Origin of the sequence: Runella sp. CRIBMP, assembly GCF_009905605.1 — a bacterium.
In the GTDB taxonomy this organism is placed as follows: domain Bacteria; phylum Bacteroidota; class Bacteroidia; order Cytophagales; family Spirosomataceae; genus Runella.
This window is the reverse complement of sequence record NZ_JAAAKZ010000003.1, coordinates 525,428-547,542: the sequence shown is the minus strand read 5'-3', so window position 1 is coordinate 547,542 and position 22,115 is coordinate 525,428. Positions and strand designations below refer to the sequence as shown.

Here is a 22,115-nt window from a genome sequence, read left to right as displayed (position 1 = left end):
TCTACAATTTATGGTAGGTGTAAATTAATGTATTCTGTTTGTACGGGCCTATTTTGGTTGCATCTACCCTTAGAGACATTATTTTTGCCTCGGATGAAGTCTCAATTGCATAGGTTAAATCACTACTTTGGCCTAACGTTTCGGCCAATTGTTTTTCTTGGGTACCTATAATTTTCAACTCCCCGACATCAATGTTCACCCCATTCAATCGCTTGACTTTCAGCTCCCAACGCACTTCACGGCTTTTCCCATCCTGCGTAGCGACCAATCTTCCATCGCTGAAAAATTCCCATATGATGACATTTCCTTTTGATTTAAGTTCAGTTCCAGTAGCGATTTCAGACCCATCCTGTTTCACTATTTCGTAAACAAAGCGTATCGCCTCCCACTTACCAATTAATGACTGGAAATTATCGGGCTGAGCGGCTTCGGTTTTCGAGCCGCAACCAGCACTCAAGTTGAGGACTAAAATGCTCAACAGTACGGCGCAAGAAAGTAGTTTTTTCATGGCCTTATTGGGTTCTTTTCATATACCACCTCACCAAACTATAATCGGTATTTCCCACAAAAGGACTGCCATTAACTACCCAGATAATCTCATTGTCGCTAAGTATTTCCAAGTGTCCTATTAGTTGGTCTCCATAAACTTCGGCGATGTCTTTATTGTCATTGTAGAGCGTTAATTCGCCCGTTCCAGCGGCGGCATTTTTTACTTTGTAAGACCATCGGCCTTGCTTTTCGCAGGTTTGTTGGAAGCAGCCATCCATTGAGCCATCCGTATAAAATTTATAGCCTAAGTAGCCATCTTTAATAGTAAGGGTGATTTTATCACTTGCTGATTCAGAATAGGTTTTGTACACATCCCAGCGGCCGCCAACCAGCAGTTTAACATATTCGGGCTCGGGTTCTTCTTTTTTGTCACTGCAACCCGCTCCCGAGTTGAGGATGAAAACGCTGATTAACACAACGTACGCGATTATTTTTTTCATGGTTGTTATTGATTAAGGTTTTATTTGCCCCATCCTTCTTTTTCTATCCGTTCTGCTTCTTTCACAAGCCTCATCGCCTCCCCTTCAAACTCTTCCTTTCTTTGAAAAGTCTCTCCCGAACGCGGCCGCAATTCCCGCATCCTCCGTTCTGGAAGTGTATTCAAATAATAGCGAACTGGGTTAAAAACGCCGTTTTCGTGTCGAACATAGTTGAAAATAAGCTCCGGTACCTGCTGCGTCAGATTCCAAATCAACCTTTCATGTGGAAATTGCGAATAGGGATAACCAAATTGGTTTGGGTCAGCATGAAGTATCAGAAATCCTTCGTCGTGACTACACATCCCCGTGAGTTGTGCCTCGGTGTGGTCTCTGCGTAGCGCTGGCCTGCCTTTTGCCGACATGTATATATTGGTCAATAAAACTGCCGCAAACTCACCAAAAGTATGGTAATAAAAATTCGGGGGAACAAACAATGCCATATCTTGCTTTGTGCCATGATGCATAAAATAAGCATGAATAAGTTCGTGTAAAATTATTTCATCAGGCATAAAACCTGGGCTTTTGTTAGCTGTTCCCTTCACATATTCTACTGAAATAGGAATTTCTATGGCATTGCCCCAACTGGGATTTCGTCTATCTTCCGCACAAGCATTTCCATTGATGGGGTCAGGCGTGATAATGACTTTTTTATTGCTCATCTGGCCAATAAGGTTGATGATTCCTAACCCCGTCCAATTCGCTTTCATAATATCTGCCAACAACGACAGCACTCGTTTTTGGAAATCTTCAAAATCGTCTACGTATTTGGTTCCCGGTGCAACGATGATATTGGGAGCATAGATAAAAGAGATCGATTTACTCATGGTCGTATTATTTTCCAGCGTTGTAAATACTCATCAACAAAGCCTTGCTGATGCGCTGCCCTGCTTTTTTGCCGATGTGCCCCTGTCCGTCGGAAGAATCAATACCATTTACATCCGACGGATCGGAGGCGGTGTTACGGTTTTCGGTACAAATACGCCAAACGTTATTCTGTTGACACGCGCCGTTGTTGCTTTCCAATTCCTGTAAATCAAAGATGACATCGGTATTTTTGAAGGTATCTTTCATCCATTGCCCCACCTTCATTTTGGCGGCGTTTCCCTCAAACGAAGTGGTGGAGTAAACCAACGGCGGCGTGACATGAACAAATCGGAGCGTGGGCGATTGAGCCCTGAGGGCATCTACGAAGGCTTTGTATTCAGTTTTTACTTTTTCGAAATTATCGTCCATTACGTCGGCATAACCAAACTTAAAAATCGCGATTTGAAGCAGGTCTTTATTGCGGGTTACATTTTCCCGAAAAACCCTGATTTTTTCGAAAGGGTTACCATTGGCAATGCCGCCTACATCCACAAAGATACCCCCTCGTAGGCCGCCATCGGTTTTGTCGTTGGGGCCATAATAATCAAACGGAAATCCGTTGGCTTTACAGCCTTCTTCTAAATCTTGGCCAACAGACTGATGCAGAAACAACGCATTCCAATTCTTGATGCGGTCTTTTTCGCTCGATGCAAGTTTGTCCCAGGCCTCTACTCCCGCGAGGCCCACCACACCCGGCTGGCCTTTGCCGAGGGTGCCGCCACCTGTGTTAGAGCCATTGTTAGTATTATTTCCTGAATTATCGGGCTCTGGATCGCCTCCACCGCATTGAAAAAGGCCAATAGATAGGGAGAGCAAAAAAAGGAAAATGAGAAATCGTGACATTTTTGGTACACTGTTAAATTTTGGTCAAAAATCAGGGAAAATACCGTGAGTCAACAAGTAAAAAACGGACATTATACAAAAATCAGAATCAGCACCAGCACCACGAGTAGTACATACAAAAAGCCCTCATAGATGCTTTGTCGAGTAATACGCTTCTTCATACAAAAAAGATAGTGCCTATAATTTGATAAACGAAAGCTATACAAAACTCCCAAACGGCAATAGCACCCTTGCGTAAATGGCTGCACCCAGTGAGCCAAAGGCCAAAACGCCTTAGGGAACTACTCTTTCAGTTAATACAAATCACCCATCGTGATAACGATGACGAAGCTCATACGCCCTGCCTCATCCTGAGCAAAATCATTCGTTTTGTTGTATTTTATCATTCAATTGTTATGTTTCAACGTCTAGCTTCGCCTTAGTTTTTTATCACTGCTTACTTTCATCAATCGCTACTTTTACTATGAAGCTGACAGATTACTTATTCAAAAAACGGTTCGTTTTGCTCTTGCTTTTCGTGCTGAGCGCTCAGGCAGCATTTACGCAAACCACCTTTGTAGGCTTCAAGTCAACGGGGTGGAAATATCGGACGGCCAATCAGGAACCCGCTACGTTTGGCAACGGAACGTGGAAAACCAACGCTTACAACGACGCAGCTTGGGCGAGTGGGCAGGCTACACTGGGCTATGACGACGGCACGCCTACTCACACCATCAATACGTGGGTGTGGCCATACAGCGCAAGCCGAACGGGCAACAATAGCGCCAAAACCCACTATTTCAGGAAGACATTTAATGTAGGGAATCCTAATGATTATAGTAGCTACAAAATCAAAACTTGGTGTGACGACGGTTTGGTGGTGTACCTAAACAATAAAGAAGTATACCGCCTCAATATGCCTGCGGGTGCCGTTGACTCGCTTACTTCGGCCTCAATGGCACCCGCCAATGATTCCATTTATGGCGAAGTCACAATCAATCTACCAAGTGATTTACTCCCAGGAACCAACGTCATCGCTGTAGAAGTGCATCAATCAGGCGTGAGCCTTGACCGCTATTTTGACTTATCCATTGAAGGAACATTAGGGAGCATAGTTACGTATCCCGAATGGCCAGTTACTTTCAAATCAACGGGTTGGAAATACCGCACTGCCAATCAAGAGCCTGCCACTTTTGGCAACGGAACTTGGAAAACCAACGCTTACAGCGACGCGGCTTGGGCGAGCGGGCAGGCTACGCTGGGCTATGATGATGGCACGCCTACGCACACCATCAACACGTGGGTATGGCCATACAGCGCAAGCCGAACGGGCAACAACAGCGCCAAAACGCATTATTTTAGAAAATCGTTTAACATAACCAATCCTGCCCTCTTTTCGGGTTACAAAATCAAAACTTGGTGCGATGATGGGTTGGTTGTCTATCTCAACAATAAAGAAGTCTATCGCTTAAATATGCCTGCGGGTGCCGTTGACTCGCTTACTTCGGCCTCAATGGCACCCGCCAATGATTCCATTTATGGCGAAGTCACAATCAATTTGCAAGGCGATTTGCTCCCAGGCACCAACGTCATCGCCGTGGAAGTGCACCAGTCAGGTGTGAGTCTGGATCGTTATTTTGATTTATCCATTGAGGGAATCCAGATTATCACCTGCCCCGAATGGCCAGTTACTTTCAAATCAACGGGTTGGAAATACCGCACCGCCAATCAAGAACCCGCCACTTTTGGCAACGGAACTTGGAAAACAAACGCTTACAGCGACGCGGCTTGGGCGAGTGGGCAGGCTACACTGGGCTATGATGACGGAGCGCCTACTCACACTATCAACACGTGGGTATGGCCACTCAATCCGAGCCGTACTGGCAACAACAGCGCCAGAACGCACTACTTCAGAAAGTGTTTTAATGTTACCAATAAAAACCTTTATACTGGGTATCGCATCAAAACTTGGTGTGATGATGGGTTGGTGGTCTATCTCAACAACAAAGAGGTATATCGCCTCAACATGCCTGCTGGACCCGTTGACTCGCTTACCTCGGCTTCTACCGCCCCCGCCAATGACTCCATTTATGGTGAAACAACCATTTTCTTACCCAATGATTTATTGAATGGCCCCAACGTCATTGCCGTGGAAGTCCACCAAGCAGCCTCCAGTCTTGACCGCTATTTTGATTTATCCATTGAAGGCGTAACGACACCCTGCGGTGTAACATTAACGAGACAACCTTACCTGCAGTTATCAACACCAACAAGCATGACCGTTAGATGGAGGACAAATGCAGCAATTATTGGACGCGTCAAATACGGAACCTCAATGGGTGGCCTCACCCAATTTGTGGACGATTCGGCCCCCACAACAGAGCACATCATTACCCTCACGGGATTGACTCCGAATCAGTTGTACTATTACTCAGTAGGTTGTACAGATGGAACCGCTATACAGGGAGACGCCAATAATTACTTCAAAACCCCACCAACTGATACCGAACGTCCTTTACGCTTCTGGCTTTTTGGTGATTCGGGAAAAACCTCAACAAGTCGCCAAACACAAACCAGGCAGGCGTACTTAAATTACCTAGGTAATAATTACGTAGACGGTGTGTTGTTGATGGGAGACATAGCCCTCCGAGAAGATTATGCCACCGAACCTGGCGACGGCACCGATGGTATCTTGCAACAGAAGTTTTTCAACCAGATGGGAGATGTATTGAAAAAGTTTCCGAGTTGGACCACCTTTGGCAATCACGATTATCGCGGTTTTCCCACTCCTGGGGGAGCTCCTGGTGATTCCTCCGTCGCTTTTCACTTAACGGATGCCGCTATTTTTAATTCTTTTTCATTTCCGTCGTCGGTGGCAGATGGAATCAGTTCTGATAAAAACTACTATTCTTTCGATATAGGAAATGTTCACTTTGTACAAATCAACCCTTACTATATTCCATCGGCTACCTATGGAGGTCCATCAATCGCCACCACCGCTGATACAATTACTGGAAATCTGATTAATTGGTTAAAAAAAGATTTAGCAGCTACTCAAAAGCTTTGGAAAATCGTATTCTTCCATATCCCGCCGTATTCAAAGGTAAAACACGATTCTGACACGGATAATATGTTAATCAATGTCCGAAGAAGTTTAGTGCCAATTCTGGAAAGGTATAAAGTAGATTTGGTTTTATCTGGGCACTCCCACGGAATGCAGCGCTCAAAACTCATCAATGGGGTATTTGATCCAGGCATACCTGCACCGTCGTCTATTATTCAGAGTCAGTCAGCGCGCTATCCTGCTTCAGCCCCTTACACCAAAAATTCGGGCGGAAAGGGCACCGTATATATTGTAAATTCGGACGGCGGACAAGGGCAGGATAGTTTTGGGTATGACTACACCTTACCCCCCTCTCCTCACCCTGTGATGTACTACACTACGACTGAACGTTTAGGAGGCTCTTCTGAATTACGGGTTTTCAAGAATCGAATTGATTTCGTTGGTATCAAACAAGATGGCTCCAAACCCGACTCATTTACCATCATGAAAGATGTCAACAAAAAAATAACTTATAACACTCCCACTCCTCCGCTCATTCTAACAGCCTCGTGGGAAGGGAATTATTCGTGGAAAATCCTCGGTGGCGGTAGCCTACCCAATACGACAAAAAGCATTACGGTGGCCCCCTCGGCCAATGTTACCTATATCGTCAACGACGGATATAACGGAGGAAATGGTTTTTTGGCCGATACTTTTATTGTCAACGTATGTACTCCAACGATTACGCTGACTTCAACGATTTCGACAAATACGGTTTATCGGGCTTCTCAATGGATCAAAGGAACCAATACCAACATCATTGCGCCATCGGCTACGGTAGAATACCACGCCGGCTACATTGAGTTGAAACCCTCTGGAACAGGCACTGCCTTCTTGGCTACTCCAAGCAGCGGTCATTACTTCTTGGCCCAACCCGACGGGTGTGCTCCTGGTGGCGGTGGTGGCGAAAGCAACAATAACACCCAAGGTCAGGAAAGTAGCAATAAAGCCCTTTTGCCATCCTCACGTGCGTCGTCAAAACTCCAAAAAAGAGAGCCTAAGCCCTGAAAACAAACACAGATTATACATTTTGGATTTTTAAAACTCTACCACAATGAATACTATTTTAATTCCCGGTTACTCCAAGAATTCATTAATACAAACAAATGAAATCATACGGTTAGAAGGTTCTGGAAATTATACCATTTTTCACATGCTTGATGGTCGTCATTTTCTTACTTCCAAAAGTCTGATTTATTACGAAGAGCTACTTCCTTTCCCGTTTGTACGAATTCATAAATCTTGTTTAATCAATATCCACCATGCATTGCAGCGCCAAACCTCCGATTTTGTGCGTATGGTGGATGGCACTGAAGTACCAGTAGCAAGACGGAGAAAACCCGAACTGAAAAAGTATTTGAAATGTCCCCGCAAACCAAGGTTACGTCTTATCTAAGTCTTTATTTTGCGAAAAAAGAGGTTGAATATTCAACCTCTTTTTTCGCAAAATAGGGTGCCATTATCTACCTCACCACTATTGAATTACTTCAACGAATCAGATTTGCTGAAACTAGTAATTTATTATCAGCTAATTATTGCATTGCAACATTTTTATTATATTTTTACTTCAAATTGTACTATATAAGCTTAAACTTTACCCTTACAACAAAGGTCTTACCTTTTTTAGTTGCCATCCAATCTCATCCCTATTAAAATCAGATATGAGTTGGACGAAAACATCTCCACCCCAAAACCAAAATAACTTGTCAGTTTAATTACTGTCATTAATTTATCTGCTCCATTACATAGCATACCTCTGGTCATACACTTTTGGGTATATGCTGTGACTTTGAATAAAACACAGGAAGTGATTTACCTTATCCATTAAACGATAACAACTTACTTCCCAGCAGTCACCGCATTGGATACAAACACTTTATCTTACCCAATATGAAAACCTCTCCTATTCTCTTTAAGGCATTTCTGGTGTTTTGCGTGATATTTTCGATTATTGGAAGCACCTTAGCACAAACCACTTTTGTTGCTTTTAAATCAACCGGCTGGAAATACCGCGAGGCTTTTCAAGACGCAGTAAACATTGGAAACGGTAACTGGAAAACGGACGCTTACAATGATGCGGCTTGGAGTAGCGGTCAAGCACCTCTGGGATATGAGGATATTATATCGACGCCACCGAAGCCTTTAATTAACACTTGGCTTCGACCTGCAGGGTCACATACTTCCTCTTCTCTACCAAGAACCAACTATTTTCGAAAATCATTTACCATCGTTAATCCTGCTCAATACAGCGGCTACCGTATCAAGACATGGTGCGACGACGGATTGATTGTATATATCAACGGAATAATGGTTTTCAGTCACAACATGCCAATGCCCCCTATTGATTCGCTTACCTTGTCTTCTGTAACTGCACCCAATGATTCTCTCTACGGCGAAATTACCATCAATACGGCTTTGCCAGGTAACAATGTCATCGCAGTAGAGTTGCATCAATCATCCAACAGCAGTCAGGACCGCTATTTTGATTTGTTGGTGGAAGGAATCACCGCACCAAGTACCTGCCCCGAATGGCCCGTCACGTTCAAATCAACGGATTGGAAATACCGAACCGCTAATCAAGAACCTGCCACTTTTGGTAATGGAACCTGGAAAACCAACGCCTACAATGACGCAGCGTGGGCGAGCGGACAGGCTACCCTTGCCTATGAAGATGGTAGTGGAGGTACGCCTACTCACCCCCTCAACACGTGGCTATGGCCTTACAGCGCAAGCCGAAACGGCAGCAACAGCAGCAAAACCCACTACTTCAGAAAGTGTTTTAACATCACAGATAAAAGTACGTATACGGGGTATCGTATCAAAACGTGGTGCGATGATGGGTTGGTGGCTTATTTGAATGGGCGAGAGATTTTTCGATTAAACATGCCCGCTACGACCATAGATTCACTTACCTCAGCGGTTGTTGCCCCACCTAATGACTCTATTTATAAAGACACGACCGTCTATATTCCAGCCGATTTACTAAACGGAACCAACGTCATTGCGGTAGAAGTGCATCAGGCAAGCACCAGTATAGACCGTTACTTCGACTTATCTATCGAAGGGGTAGGAGGGTGTCCTTCGGCAACGCTTGTACGCCAACCTTATTTGCAGATAGGCACGCCTACGTCGGTGATTGTACGCTGGAAAACCAACGTAGCCACCAACAGTAAAGTAAAATACGGGACCGACCCCAACAATCTTAATCTGCAAGTAACCTTACCAGCAACCACCGTTGAGCATATTGTAACATTAGCGGGGTTATCACCCAACACAAAGTATTATTATTCAGTGGGCCATACCTGCGGAATGGCCGAAACTACCCTAGCGAGTGGCACTGACTATTATTATTACAGTATGCCCAACAACAACACCACCGATTCCTTGAGGTTGTGGATTTTAGGAGATGTATGTAGCAACAATCCACTGGGCTTGCCGAGTGTGACCGACGGAACGCGCCGCCAAGTAAATGTCCGAAATGCCTACATGAACTATCTCGGCAATAAGCGTTTGCATGGCATTCTCTTTGGGGGGGACAATTCAAAGTTGGAGGGCTTCGATGGCACTGACGCGGCACTTGATTATAATCTATTCCCTGTTTACCCAAATCAATTCAGGAATACCGTTTCTTGGATTTCATTAGGAAACCACGATTATGGATATAGACCCTACGCTGATTCAACGATTGCTGGCTACAATGCCTTCTCCTACCCAACGATGGCAGAAGCTGGCGGAGTACCCTCCGCAAGCAAAGGCTATTATTCCTTCGATTTAGGAGATGCACACATTATCATGCTAAATCCTTATCATCCAGATGCTTTTCTTACTCGAGGGTCTATCCCCGGCTGTACGGGCGGTGGTTGGCTTTGTCTCACCAGCTACCCTATGTCGATGTTCTTGTTGAAGTTTGATGAACCTGCTAATCGCTTAAATATCTTTAATCAACTTCAGCAGGTCAAATGGTTGAAGGCAGATTTAGCCGCCACAACCAAAAAATGGAAAATAGTGCTATTCCATACACCTCCTTATACCAAAGGAACCCATGATTCTGACGCGCCTTCCACTGCGTGGGATAAGCCCGAAGGGGAATTAAAGATAATGCGCGAACTGCTGGTACCTGTTTTAGAACAGTATAAAGTAGACTTAATCGTGACCTCCCATACGCACGCTTATGATCGCTCTTTCTTGATGCAGGGCGTAACGGGCACGCCTACCAAAGCGCAATTCAGAGCAAATCCTAACCAATTGCTCCAAAATTGGTCAGGGACCTACGGCCCATCCTCAAAGCCATACTTCAAAAATAGCCCCTACAACGGTGCAGTTCACGTGGTTACGGGCAACGCGGGCAGAGGGGCTACCCCGGGAGCGGGCGATGGCAAAGAGACAAACGTGGCTTCTCGGCCCCACCCCGTCATGTTTTACAGCGATAGTACCGATGCGCTCCTTTCCACAGGAGGAAGCGTAGAGCTTGTCATCAACCAAAATCGTCTGGATGTTAGGTACTTAAAACTCGTTGATGATAACAGCCTAAGTTCTACTCCTCCGTACACCATCAAAGACCAGTTTACTATCATGAAGGATGTAAACAAAAAAACCACTTACAACAACCCTACTCTACCCCTAAACTTGACGGCCTCGTGGGAAGGAAACTACTCGTGGAAAATCCTCGGCGGCGGCAGTCTACCCAATACCACGAAGGGAATTACGGTATCGCCCGTGGCCAACACTACCTACATCGTCAACGATGGCTACAACGGCGGAAACGGGTTTTTGGCCGATACTTTTATTGTGGTTGTGAACGCCTGCCCTCCAACCCTCACCCTCAACACCACCATTCCGACAAGTACTGTCTATCAGGCGTCGCAGTGGATCAAAGGGACAAATACCAATATCATTGCGCCGTCGGCTACGGTAGAGTACCGAGCGGGCTATATTGAATTACTACCATCAGGAAACGGTACCGCATTTCTGGCAACCCCAAGCAGCGGTCATTACTTTTTGGCCTTACCCGTGGGCTGTAATCCTGGCGGGGGAGGAAGCGGAGACCAACCTAGTTCACCAGCCCAGAAAGTTTCTGAAGGCATCGTACCTGCGAATACAAATACCATCAAAAAGAAAAAATAGAGCCTCAAAAAATTTAGTGCAAATGCGCTTCTATCAATTTTTGCGCGATGGCCTCCCACGTGTAGCGACGTCGGAGGTCATTATCAAAAATAAAATCTTTCTTTTGGGCAATCAATTGTTGAAGTAATAATTCAGAATCGGTAGTATAGTAACTTTCCAACACATAACCGAGTCGATTATCGGCTACAAATTGGGCTACTTTAATCTCGGAATTGATGATAACGGGCGTTTGCGATTGCACCGCGTCATAAATCTTATTGGGACTGGCGTTGAGGTTATTGTCATTGATGGGTTCGTACACCGACAAAATATAATCACATTCCGAAGCGAGTCGCATGGTTTCCTGCTGGGTTTTTACGCCCCAAAAGGTCACTTGTGGGTGTTGACTCAGCAGCCGTGTAGGCTCGTCATAGACCCAGCCAATCATCCAAACTTTTACCTTGGGCGAGTGTTTCAATAATTCTGCCAAAAGCACCGTACCTCGCGTAACGCCCAACGAACCGCTGTATAAAATCAGCAACTCGTCGGCCGCTGCGGCCTTGGATTGAACGTCATAAAAAGCGTAAGGATAATTTTCTACAACGACAGTTTTTTGCTGAAACTCATTCGGAACGAGGGTTTTACGATTATCGTCGGTAACTATGATGGTTTTGGGCAATCGGTACAAAAGGGATTGCAGCGAATGTACGATGGGGCTGGCAGAGCGCAGAAAAATAGAATCAAAAATATCGGCCACAACCCGCCGCCGACTCCAAATCAAAAACGGAAAAAATATCAACAGCAACTGCTCATTGATAACGTGAATACTGCGAAATGACTGGGTAAAATAGCGTTTGGCAAACGCAAAAAAATACCGAACGAGCGTTCCAAGAGATTTATGATGGCCTTGAATTAGGCAAAATTCCGCACAATAAGGCTTAACAAACGCTTGCGAATCATCACGGCCAATGCCCAAATAAACAACATCAAAATGAGCAGCTAAGGTCTTGATTTCTTTATTGATACGCGTATCAGAACCATCATTGATACAAATATAAAGCAGCTTCGGTAAAGACATATTCTGTGGTACGGGCCTCCTGCCCGTCATAATTTAATCAATTTTATGTTTTTATTGTATGTCCAGGCAGACACAAACGGAACGCCGCTGCGGGCCTACCCCTACTCGGGAATCTCCATGCGAATCCGCCATTCTTTGGGCAGATAATTATTGATACGATTTCCCAATCCTTTGACCCAGCCCAATCCTAATCCTCGATGCGTCACCAACAGCCAACCTTTGGGCGCATCAAAAAGCAAATTCTCTTTTTTCAAAAACTGCAACGCTTCGCCCTCCGAAAGCTCCAGGCGCGGCAGTTGAGCTGAAAGCGCAGTACTCAATGCCAAGGCGTGAGAAGGAATAAAATCAGTGCCCTTAAACGACCCCATTTCGAGTCCCAACCCTTTGGCAAACAATAAATTATCCAAAACAATCAAATCATTTTTTTGGCTTTCCAACAAAGCTATCACTTCACCGTTGGGCTTCTCATAAAAACTAAACTCGTCGGGTTCTTGTAGCCATCGGCTTATTTCCTTTAGCTGTTTTTTGTGCAACGGCTTGAACGAACGCGGCCGTCCGCCCTTTTCCATATTATAATAAAATGAATCCAGTTGTGCGGTTTTTCGAAACGCCGCCAGAAAAAAACCCTCCCCTCTTACCTTGTGGGGATAACATTGATACCCCATTTTTTTGGCCACAATGCCCCAGTCGGCAGGCCATTGCAGCTTTACTTCTTCAAACTGATGGGTATCCACCACAAACGCGCTGCTGTCTTGATTTTCGGCATCGTTGTAAGTACAAGTACAATAAATCAAAACACCGCCCGCACTCAACAACGGCATGGCCGCACTCAAAATCCGTTTTTGTCGGCCCGCACATATCTGCACATTTTCCACCGACCATTCGTCTACGGCAGCGGGGTCTTTTCGAAACAGTCCCTCGCCCGAACACGGTGCATCTATCAAAATTACGTCAAAAAAACCTGCTAGTTTTTCTAAATCTTCGGGGTCATGGTTGCTTACGTGGACGTTGGGGAAACCCCATTTTTGCACATTCTCTTTCAGAATCATCACCCGACTACGAATGACTTCATTGGCCAATAAAAGGCTATCCGACGATAATTGTGACGCCAAAAGCGTTGTTTTTCCGCCCGGTGCCGCACACAAATCAAGCACTCGTAACGACTCCGAAAGATCGACGGTCTGTGCCAAAGCCTCACCAATCAGCATCGAAGACGCTTCCTGCACATAATACGCCCCAGCGTGGAAAAGCGGGTCGAGCGTAAATACGGGCCGCGACGCCAGATAACGCGCCTCCGAACACCATTTTACGGTATCTTCAGTCGGAAAATCAGGAAATTTGCCGGAATTATACCGAATACTGACAGGAGGGGATTGCTGCAATTCAGCCTCAAAATCAGCGTATTCATCGCCCAATTGGGCTTTTAGTTCTTGTATAAACGGTTGGGGAAATTGCATCATGGAATTACTTTCAGAAAAGCACTACATCAAATAAAGCACCAGCGTGAGGCACAGGCGTCCGACGGTTTGAACGGGGGCCGCATCGGCGTACCGACCTAGCCCGTCAGACGCTTACACAGTCAGACAGTTGATGGCTACAAAGATGCGTAGATTTCCGTCAACTCTCTCGCTATTTTCTCGGCCGCAAACTCCTTTACGTGTTTTTGCCCTTCTGTTATCAGAGATTTTCGCAATGTTTCGTCTTGCCAAAGTAGGGTCAACGTTTGGGCCAAAGCGTTCACGTCATTTGGGTCAACGTACAGGCCGCCTTTACCGCCAGCTTCTTCCAAACACGAGCCAGTTGATGCTACCACGGGCACATTGCTGTGCAAGGCTTCGACAATTGGAATGCCGAATCCCTCAAAAAACGAAGGATAAGCAAATACCCGAGCCGAGTGGTATAACGCAGGCAAATCGGCAAAGGGAACGCCGTTTAAAATCTTGACTTTGGTAGCCAAGTGATGTTGCGCAATGTACGCTTCGATTGCTTGCTGATAGCTTGTTTTTCCTCCAATCAGCACCAGTTCAGCGTCTGTCAATTGCGCCGCATGAAACGCCTTGACCAAATGAAGCTGATTTTTGCGCGCTTCGATGGTGCCCACAGTCAAAACATAGGGTTTGCCAATATTGTATTTCTGAAGGAGAGGCGAGACTTCCCAAGGCTGGGCGCCCCCGACTGGGCGTCCACGTTTTAAAACTTGGGAAGTCAGATGAAATGCCTCGTGACAATCTTGATACACCACTTTTATCTTCTTGGGTGAAGTACCGTAAAACGCTACAATATCGCGCTTAGTCTGCTCGCTTACGGCCACAACTACGTCGGCTTCGGCACAGGCATTTTTGAATTTTTGACGGTAAAAAAAACGGTCAATAGCGGGGTATAATTCAGGATAACGCAAAAAAATCAAATCATGAATCGTTACCACAGACTTAATGCCCGCCGCTGATAGTCCATGGGGGAGTTCATTGCTTAACCCATGAAACACCTGAACGCCCTCTTGTACCATTTTTTTTTTGATGCCATAACTCCGCCACCACGCCCCGTACAATTTGTTTTTAACCTCAGGAAATCGAATATATTTTTCAGGAAACTCATCAAAAAGCCCCACCTTGAATTTTGGTGTGTAGGCTAAATACTGGTGTTGGGGCGCAAAATGTTGCAGCGCGTTGAGCACAAAACGGCTGTAATTCCCCAATCCAGTACGGTTATTAAAAGCCCTTTTGGCGTCAAATCCAATGCGCATCACGCTATATTATCTGGTTTATGAACGTGTTTAACCTCTTGCAAATCAACCCATTCATTACAGTGAGGACATTGAATATATTTACGTCCTTTGTCCCGACGAATTTGCTCCATAAATCCCGATGCGATAATACCCGTAGGAAGCGCAAACAACGCGATTCCCAAAATCAGTACAACGCCTCCGAAAAACTTTCCAGCAGCCGTAATGGGATACATATCGCCGTAGCCGGTCGTGGTCATCGTAATCACCCCCCACCAAAGCGTCGCGGGGATACTCTTAAAGCGTTCGGGCTGCACATTATGTTCCAAATAATACATCACACTCGACGAAATAAGCAAAGTAAAAATAATAAACGAAAAACAGATAAGCAGTTCTTCTTTGGTTTCCAGCAACACGTTCCGAATCATTTTGAGAGCATGCGAATACCGCGTAACCCGAAACAATCTGAATAAACGAAATACCCGTAGAATACGAATGATGCCAAAATCGGAGGTAAGCAACGTGAAATAGAAGGGAAAAATCCCCAAGAAATCAACGATAGCCCAGAAGGAAAAAATATACCGTAATCGCCCTTTCCAGCCATTTCCATAACGCGGATTCTCAACACAAGACCATATCCTGAGAAAATACTCAATGGTAAATATGACTACCGAAAAAATCTCAAAATCCTGAAAAAACCGATCATAATGCTGATTGTGTCTGATTTCGGGAACGGTATGAAGAATAATAGCGACAGAATTAAGGAAAATAATCGACACCAAACCAATATTGATGTACAGGCTCAGCCCTCTCCGCCCGATGGCCGAAAACTCTAGCGTGTTATAGACTCGTTTGCGTAGGGTCACGATTGGTACTTTTTTATACAAAAGTACGGAGAAGTTGTGGTAAAATTCGAGTTCGTTATCGCTAAAAAACAGCCCCCTTTGGCCAAAGGGGGCTGTTAAGAATGACATGAGACGAAGACCTTACTCTAACCTAATCTGAATTATCTGGACTTTCTGTTTTGAATCTGTACCGGGATTTACATGCAGATAATAAATCCCACGAGGTAGGTCACTCACATTTAACTCCACTTTAGGGCCTTCTTCGGAAGCATTACCCTTTACAAAGTCCTTTACGGGAATAGACTTGACTCGTTCAGCGGATTCCTTAGAATAAATGTCAATAGAAGATACATCTTTGCTTTTAAGTTCAAGTGTCAATACATTTTTCGTTGGGTTCGGATAGGCCATCATTCTATAGCCTTCCGCAGCGGGTATGTCATAGTAAGTAGCGGCAGAGGTTCCACAGGTATTGGAAGCCGTAATAGCGACCAAGGCACCTCCGGTGGTAGTCACATAGCAACCATTAATATTGGGAACCAAAGTGGCTGAGCCTGACACCAATGTCCAAGTATAACTCGTGCCAAAATAGGGGGTTATTATGTTGGAACATTGCCACATATTCGAGTAGGAGTCAAACAACCATTGAATAGGATTACTGATAGTTGGAGTACCAAAACTAACATTGCGAACGATGGAGTTGCTACTTACAGTCCCGCAAGCCGACGAATAAGCTTGTACTGTAACTGTACCTTGGTTTGTAGCAACAATGTTTACAGCACCACTAACATTTTGAGGACTTGAATTCCCGTTTACTGTTACGTTTGAGGATGGTGTCCAAACAAAAGAGTCTGCATTCGTACCACTGGCAGAAATTGATTGAGTAGTTCCTGAGCATACTACTAAATTATTAATGCTCGTAGAATTTATAATTGGCAATTGACGATTAACTTGGACCTGATTATTTTTTATTAAATTACCATCAGCCCGCTTAGCTTCTACTTTGAGCGTACCTTGACTACTGGTAGATGGTGTAGCAGTAACAGTCGGAGTAGTGGTTGTCGCAGGGCTTGACCAGCCGCTCGGGTAATACCAGTAATAAGTTACATACGTAAAAGGGCCATCTGTCTCAACTGTTGGAACAGATATAGCAAGCGTATTGCTTCCACACGCTAGAACGGCAGTTCCACTATAACCGGAACCATTTATTGTAATTGTACCTACATTTCCAATTTATTTAACCTCAATAGGTTGAGTTAGACTCTCTACTTCATGGGAACCACCCGACCAAGTCCATTTAACTTTAAGTTTTAGTGAATGGGTAGCATTGCCACTTATATAGTTTTTTTTATTTTCCCATATTATATAGGGTATTTCCGAATTAGCATTAGTACTAAGAGTAAAAGCTCCTCCGGTCAGAGTCCATATGTAAGTTTTGATTGCACCGGAAGGTATACCGCTAACACTAGTAATCAGAGGTCTATACTTAAAGCTTGTAATCTGAGGTTCCACACCATAAAAACAGTTTCCGTTTCCGGGAGGGCAATCATCACTTTCTATATCGACAGCAGCTGATTATGCCAATACTTGTAAAGAAAAGAAACAGAAAATCGTAAACAATGCTGGGATAAATTTGTCGTAATTTTTCATAAGTTTTAATTAATTAAAAATGATAGCTGAGATTTAAAAAATATAAGGGAAAATAAGAAAGTTGGAAATCAACTTGCTCATGTTGGTAAGTAACAACTCCATTATCAACTGATTTTTCGTTAAGTCGAGCGTGAGTAAACGTTAATTGGCTTTCAATCGCAAGTGAGAATCGGTGGTTTATAAAATAACGGGCTCCTAAAAATGCAGCTGCCCCTATCTCCCAGTAACGCTTCTCATCGTAGTTGGATGAAGTGCCTGGTAAACCCCCAATACCAATAGTTGCGCCCACTTTAGAATAATCATAATTAAACCGAATATCCATTCCATAGAATAGCATAAATCTACCAGACCTTTGCTGCCATTCATATCCCGGAGCAAAAAAGAGCCCTACAGTTGGTGCACTCCTCTTGACTCCAACACTATGAGCACTAAGAAAATAAGGCATAATCCTTAGCCTAAAAGCCCGACTGTCATTATTGTGGTTGACATAATTTTTCCGAAAGAATAAAGAGACGTTGTTTCCTTTGCCTATTAAATCAAGTAAATTGACGGAAACATCCCATTGATGCCTTATCATTTCGGAGTCAACATATGGTCTAAGAGTATTGAGGGTAGGTGATTGTCGCGAACTTTGTGGAATAGTATCTTGCCCAAACAATCTAACTGAACAAAATATATAGATTAAAAAGAATAGTAGTAGTATTGTGTTTTTCAAAAATATGTCTTTCTGTTTTGGGGTAGTGCCTACTTGCTTGCGGGCGTTTGGGGAAGGGCCCTCGTTGATCAACATCACAATGTTAGGAGTTGCCACTGCAAACAGCTTGCAGTGAGTCAATTTTTTTGATGGATTTTTCATAGCTTTAGCATTTTTTTTATTTAAATATTTGATAATCAAGAAATTACCACCCCCAATTTGTGTTATAGAGGGGGTAATTAAGGAACTTTTGCAGGAAATCTTCCCAATGAGAAGCGTCGTCGGTGTAGTAGTAACTGCACCTGAAGCGGCAGTAAAGAATCGGTAGTCCGTAGTCGTTACGGAGTTGGTCGAGCAGGTAATACCACGCTCTTTCTGAAATCCCAAGGCGCTGGGCCATTTGGCGGGGTGTGCCGGTAGATTTGGCGGTGATCAAATCGTGGCTCGCTGTACTAATACAAGCTGATGGTGAGGAAGCATAAAAGTTGGAATACATCTAAACGTTGAGGCGAATTATTCCAAACTTCTGTTATTTTTCTAAGCTTTACAATAGATTTTCAAAAAATAACACTACAAAATTGTCCAAAATTAGGTGGTGAATCATCGGTCAGCTTGAAGGTGGCAGCCAAACCGACCGATGATTATGCCGAATACGATTGATTACTTCCGCTCAAACACCTTCTCGCCAGCTACGTAGGTTTTCAGCACTTTTACTTCGCGGAGTTCATTGGCGGGGGCCATCATCAAATCTTTTTCCAAAATGATAAAATCGGCGGCTTTGCCCGTTTCGATACTGCCCAAACGGCCTTCTTCAAAATTGCCGTAAGCGGCCCAAATCGTCATGCCGCGCAGGGTTTGTTCGCGGCTGAGCGCGCCTTCCATTTGGTAGCCACCCTCAGGAAATCCTTTGGCGTCTTGCCGGTACACAGCCGAATGAAACGTATAAAACGGTGAAACGGCCTCCACCGGAAAATCGGTTCCAAACGTCACCTTACCGTTTTGTTGAAATAACGCCTGAAACGCATAGCCATTTTTTGCGCGCTCTTTCCCCAAACGCTCAGCTGCCCAGTACATATCAGACGTTGCGTGGGTGGGTTGAACAGAAGGCAAAATGTTAAACTTCCCGAAAGTGGGCACGTCGGCGGCATCCACAATTTGGGCGTGTTCAATGCGCCAGCGGCGGTTATTTTTTTCTTTCAGGTATTTGGCGTACAGATTGAGCATCAAGCGGTTGGCCGAGTCGCCGATGCAGTGCGTATTGGCCTGAAACTCGCTGTTGGCGATTTGCTTCACAAAATTTTCCAGTTCTTTAGGGCTTAGCAACAAAAACCCGGTGGTTGGAGCATCGCTGTAAGGCTTGAGCAAACACGCACCCCGCGAGCCCAACGCGCCATCGGCATAGATCTTAAAAGAACGCACATTGAGGCGGTCGGTCACGTACACGCCTTTTTTCAGCATTTTATCCACATTTTCCTGATTGATGCTTACCATCGGATACAGCCGTATCTTCAATTCTCCTTTTTTCTGCAAATTATCCATCAGATCGATCACTTCCGGCGATACGCCAGCGTCACCCACGTTGGTCAGGCCATAGGAAAAACACACTTCCTGCGCTTTGAGCAGCATGTCTTTGATTTCGGTTTCCGACGGTTGAGGATTGGCAGCCCGCGCCAAACGCATGGCATTGTCGACCAGAATTCCCGTTGGCTGCCCGTTTTTCATGGGAATGTCGCCACCATCAACTTTCGTTTTACCGGTAATTTTGGCCAATTGCAGCGCCTTGGAGTTTACCCAAGCCGCGTGCCCGTCGATGCGAGTCAAGTACACCGGATTATTTGGGAATGCTTTGTCCAACATATCTTTATCAGGAAATTGCTTCACTGCCCAATCATTTTGATCCCATCCGCGCCCAATGATCCATACGCGGTCAGGGTGCTCGGAATGGTATTTTTTTAGGCGTTCCACCACCTCTTCGGCCGACTGCGTTTCTACCAGATCGGCTTGGTCGAGCTTTTGTCCCAAGCCGTAGAAGTGGGCGTGGGCATCGTACAATCCAGGATATACGGCCTTGCCTTCGGCATTGAGCACAGAGTCGGATTTGTACGCACCAAACACCGAAGCTGAGTCGCCAACAAGCACAAACTTCCCTTCTTTGATGGCAAACGCGGAGGCTTTGCTGAAGGTAGAATCAACGGTGTAAACGGCCGCATTATAGACAATTAGGTCTGCTTTCTCTTGGCTTGAGCATGACGCTAAAAAGGCGGCGAATAGCGCGTAAAAGTAGTTTTTCATCGTGTCGGGTTTAATTGATGCTTAAAGCTACGTTATAAAAAGTTATTTTTGAAACGTCAAACGCGTTTTGTCGCCCTGTTGGGGCCTATATTCCCGTTAATAGATGCTAAACGACATGACAAAATAAAGCTAACCTGTTTCGTTTTTGCTTGTATGACACGATTTTTGCTACTGCTGTTTATTCTTTTTGCACCAACTTTTGCTTCCTTTTCTCAAGAACTTTTGACCCTTGAAAACGCCATTTCTGTGGCGTTGGAAAAAAACTACGCCATCAAAATAGCCCGCAGCCGCGAAGCCATTGCCCACAACGACAACACGCGCGGCAATGCTGGTATGCTGCCCGTCGTGACGGGCTCAACGCAAGCCAACTTCAATAACAACAGCGTTAATCAAACGTTTTTTCCACTAGGGACCACCACCCGCGAGCCCCTCATCCAAAGAGGTGTGCAGAACCGCAACTCCAACTCGGGTATCAACTTGGTGTGGACGGTTTTTGACGGAATGGGCATGTTTGCCACCGCTGAGCGACTACGTGAAATTGAACAATTTGGCAAAACCACCGTAAAAATCAACATTGAAAATACCGTAGCGCAGGTAGCAGCGGCTTACTATGACATCATTCGCCAAAAACAGCGCCTAGAATCACTCAAAGACGCGTTGGATATTTCGAGTACTCGCCGCGAATTGGCCAAAGCCAATTATGAAGTGGGAGCCACTTCGAAGTCGGAGTATTTGGCCGCGCAGGTAGACTACAACGGCGACCAAGCCGCTTTGGTGGCGCAGGAGCAATTTTTACAAAACACCAAAGTAACCCTGAACGCACTCTTAATGAGGGATTTAAACCTTGACTTTACCACTCCTGACACCATTACCTTTCGGAAAGATTTGGATTTGGTGCAATTGCAGCAAAGTTTAAAAAGCCAAAATCCGAATTTACTGGCCGCCAATCAAAATCGTAAAATTGCCTCAGTAACGGAGCGTGAAATAAAAGCGGCCCGCCTCCCACAAGTGGATTTGTTAGGAAGTTATACCTACAATACCCTTAACAACGAGGTAGGTTTTGGCGTAAAAACCAGCCGAACCGGCTCTCTGAACTACGGCGCTCGCCTCGTTATTCCGATTTATGACGGCTACAACCAACGCCGTCGTGAAGCGAACGCCAAAATCGGAACGATGATTGCGGAATATCAGGAGTCTGACCTAATGGTGCAGTTGCTTTCGGCCCTTGAACGGACCTATAATACGTACCGAAACAGCATTGCTCTTTTTAGTTTTGAAGAGCAAAACCTTAAAATTGCCCGCCAAAACGTAGATTTGGCGTTTGAGCGCTATAAGTTCGGAAACTCAACGGCCATCGAATTTCGGGAGGCACAACGCAACGCTGTAGCCACCGAATCGCGCCTGATTGAAGCGGCCTACAACGTCAAAGTAACCGAGATTGAACTGCTTCGCCTGAGTAGTTCAATTATCAGTGACGTTAAATAAAAAAATAAATGACCATTAAGGGCTTTGGCTTACCTTTGTTAAAAACGCTTGGTATTTAATAAAGGTTGTTTTATGGAGCCATTTTGGAACAAAACCCTCACACGCGACGCCCTCCTTACGGTCTTTACCAGTGCTATTTTAGCCCTAAGCTGTTTCTATGGCCCAACGATTCATCTCCCGTTTTTAGTCGGGGTGCTGTCGGGCATAAGTCTGGGGGTACTTCAACCGCGTAAGGGCTGGATTCTCGCCGTGGAGCAGGTGATGCTCGTCATAGGCTTCTATTTTCTTATCAACAACCTTCGGCTACTTCCGCCTTTTGACGCCGACGCTACGCAGTTCACGGCTTTTTTGCAGTTCTTACCCGTTTTTGCGGGTAGTTATTTAGGCGGTTTTCTCAAGCGAGCTTTTTAAATTTTGGAATACTGCTCGCAT

The 22,115-nt window shown here is 45.0% G+C and carries 17 protein-coding genes and 1 pseudogene; 5 read left to right on the top strand and 13 right to left on the bottom strand.

Annotation, left to right across the window (positions count from 1 at the left end):
• Position 1 precedes the first annotated feature (1 nt).
• The 4 genes from GVN20_RS12065 to GVN20_RS12050 are packed head-to-tail and all read right to left on the bottom strand — an operon-like array spanning position 2 to position 2,735.
• On the bottom strand, positions 2-508 hold the full coding sequence (locus GVN20_RS12065; RefSeq protein ID WP_166558561.1) for a hypothetical protein: 507 nt from the start codon (positions 506-508) through the stop codon (positions 2-4).
• Between the two features lie 4 nt (positions 509-512).
• Complete coding sequence (locus tag GVN20_RS12060) at positions 513-989, bottom strand: hypothetical protein (RefSeq protein WP_166558560.1); 477 nt, start codon at positions 987-989, stop codon at positions 513-515.
• Between the two features lie 20 nt (positions 990-1,009).
• Positions 1,010-1,852, bottom strand: coding sequence for a M91 family zinc metallopeptidase (locus tag GVN20_RS12055; protein ID WP_166558559.1), 843 nt, complete (start codon positions 1,850-1,852; stop codon positions 1,010-1,012).
• A gap of 7 nt (positions 1,853-1,859) precedes the next feature.
• Positions 1,860-2,735, bottom strand: a complete 876-nt coding sequence (locus tag GVN20_RS12050; RefSeq protein WP_166558558.1) for a hypothetical protein — start codon at positions 2,733-2,735, stop codon at positions 1,860-1,862.
• Positions 2,736-3,198: 463 nt separating this feature from the next.
• Here GVN20_RS12050 and GVN20_RS12045 point away from each other — a divergent pair, with 463 nt between their 5' ends.
• From GVN20_RS12045 to GVN20_RS12035, 3 genes are all read left to right on the top strand, one after another.
• Positions 3,199-6,825, top strand: a complete 3,627-nt coding sequence (locus tag GVN20_RS12045; RefSeq protein WP_166558557.1) for a metallophosphoesterase family protein — start codon at positions 3,199-3,201, stop codon at positions 6,823-6,825.
• 46 nt (positions 6,826-6,871) lie between these two features.
• Positions 6,872-7,213 (top strand): LytTR family DNA-binding domain-containing protein, encoded by a 342-nt coding sequence (locus tag GVN20_RS12040; RefSeq protein WP_166558556.1) that lies wholly within the window; start codon positions 6,872-6,874, stop codon positions 7,211-7,213.
• 494 nt (positions 7,214-7,707) lie between these two features.
• Positions 7,708-10,941: a metallophosphoesterase family protein gene (locus tag GVN20_RS12035; protein WP_166558555.1), complete on the top strand. Its 3,234-nt coding sequence runs from the start codon at positions 7,708-7,710 to the stop codon at positions 10,939-10,941.
• Between the two features lie 13 nt (positions 10,942-10,954).
• Here the strand turns inward: GVN20_RS12035 and GVN20_RS12030 are convergent, their stop codons facing one another.
• From GVN20_RS12030 to GVN20_RS11995, 9 genes and pseudogenes are all read right to left on the bottom strand, one after another.
• On the bottom strand, positions 10,955-11,998 hold the full coding sequence (locus GVN20_RS12030; protein WP_166558554.1) for a glycosyltransferase family 4 protein: 1,044 nt from the start codon (positions 11,996-11,998) through the stop codon (positions 10,955-10,957).
• Positions 11,999-12,099: 101 nt separating this feature from the next.
• Positions 12,100-13,458, bottom strand: a complete 1,359-nt coding sequence (locus GVN20_RS12025) for a methyltransferase RsmF C-terminal domain-like protein (RefSeq protein WP_166558553.1) — start codon at positions 13,456-13,458, stop codon at positions 12,100-12,102.
• Positions 13,459-13,592: 134 nt separating this feature from the next.
• Positions 13,593-14,741 (bottom strand): glycosyltransferase family 1 protein, encoded by a 1,149-nt coding sequence (locus tag GVN20_RS12020; RefSeq protein ID WP_166558815.1) that lies wholly within the window; start codon positions 14,739-14,741, stop codon positions 13,593-13,595.
• Positions 14,741-15,694, bottom strand: coding sequence for an ion transporter (locus GVN20_RS12015; RefSeq protein WP_229599042.1), 954 nt, complete (start codon positions 15,692-15,694; stop codon positions 14,741-14,743). Before GVN20_RS12015 ends, GVN20_RS12020 begins: the two co-directional genes overlap by 1 nt.
• A 12-nt stretch (positions 15,695-15,706) precedes the next feature.
• The gene (locus GVN20_RS12010) at positions 15,707-16,183 is read right to left on the bottom strand and encodes a T9SS type A sorting domain-containing protein (protein WP_166558552.1); all 477 of its coding nucleotides are present in this window, start codon (positions 16,181-16,183) and stop codon (positions 15,707-15,709) included.
• Positions 16,184-16,549: 366 nt separating this feature from the next.
• Positions 16,550-16,771: pseudogene (locus tag GVN20_RS30115) on the bottom strand (hypothetical protein); the annotation flags it as partial.
• Between the two features lie 454 nt (positions 16,772-17,225).
• Positions 17,226-18,068, bottom strand: coding sequence for a hypothetical protein (locus GVN20_RS12005; RefSeq protein WP_166558551.1), 843 nt, complete (start codon positions 18,066-18,068; stop codon positions 17,226-17,228).
• Positions 18,069-18,111: 43 nt separating this feature from the next.
• Positions 18,112-18,306, bottom strand: a complete 195-nt coding sequence (locus GVN20_RS12000; RefSeq protein WP_166558550.1) for a hypothetical protein — start codon at positions 18,304-18,306, stop codon at positions 18,112-18,114.
• A gap of 260 nt (positions 18,307-18,566) precedes the next feature.
• On the bottom strand, positions 18,567-20,198 hold the full coding sequence (locus tag GVN20_RS11995; protein ID WP_166558549.1) for an amidohydrolase: 1,632 nt from the start codon (positions 20,196-20,198) through the stop codon (positions 18,567-18,569).
• A 153-nt stretch (positions 20,199-20,351) separates the two neighbouring features.
• Here GVN20_RS11995 and GVN20_RS11990 point away from each other — a divergent pair, with 153 nt between their 5' ends.
• Together GVN20_RS11990 and GVN20_RS11985 are read left to right on the top strand one after the other, a co-directional pair.
• Positions 20,352-21,683 (top strand): TolC family protein, encoded by a 1,332-nt coding sequence (locus tag GVN20_RS11990; protein WP_166558548.1) that lies wholly within the window; start codon positions 20,352-20,354, stop codon positions 21,681-21,683.
• Positions 21,684-21,755: 72 nt separating this feature from the next.
• Positions 21,756-22,094, top strand: coding sequence for a hypothetical protein (locus tag GVN20_RS11985; protein WP_166558547.1), 339 nt, complete (start codon positions 21,756-21,758; stop codon positions 22,092-22,094).
• Positions 22,095-22,115 lie beyond the last annotated feature (21 nt).